Source organism: Bartonella sp. AP40SXNS (genome assembly GCF_042195825.1).
Taxonomy (GTDB): Bacteria; Pseudomonadota; Alphaproteobacteria; order Rhizobiales; family Rhizobiaceae; genus Bartonella.
Map to the genome: position 1 here is coordinate 1 of NZ_JBHIPB010000133.1, position 548 is coordinate 548.

1 protein-coding gene is annotated in these 548 nt (G+C 43.4%); it reads left to right on the forward strand.

Annotated elements, in window-relative coordinates; translation table 11 throughout:
- On the forward strand, nucleotides 1–548 hold a 548-nt coding region (locus ACFILZ_RS10165; protein WP_375682399.1), incomplete at both ends, for a tyrosine-type recombinase/integrase.

Consider the following 548-nt stretch of genomic DNA (forward strand, 5'->3'; position numbering starts at 1 on the left):
GCTCTCTTAGGCAAACAACGTCATAAAAAACAAAGCTTACCAGCCATGGATTGGAGAGATGTGCCGGCTTTTTACCAATTTCTCTGCAAAACAACAACTATAAAACATTTAGCTTTGCGTCTACTTATCCTTACAGGGGTTCGTAGCAATCCTTTGCGTCATATTCGTGAAGATCAGATTGAAGATGATATCTGGACAATCCCTGCTGAGAATATGAAAGGCAAGCGTGATGCCACAACAGAGTTTCGCGTGCCCTTATCATCTGAAGCAATAAAAGTAATTGAACAAGCCCGCTGTATCTCTAAAAGTGATTTCATCTTTTCACTTACCGGTCGTGGTCCTCTTTCACATACGATGATGGCGGCGTATATGAGAAAAAATAAAATTGAAGCTTGCCCCCATGGTTTTCGCTCTAGTTTACGCGATTGGCTAGCAGAAACAACCGATGCCCCCTATGAGGTCGCTGAAACCATTCTAAGTCATACAGTAGGAGGACAAGTAGAGCGCTCCTATCGTCGTACTGACTATCTAGAACAGCGCCGTGTCTA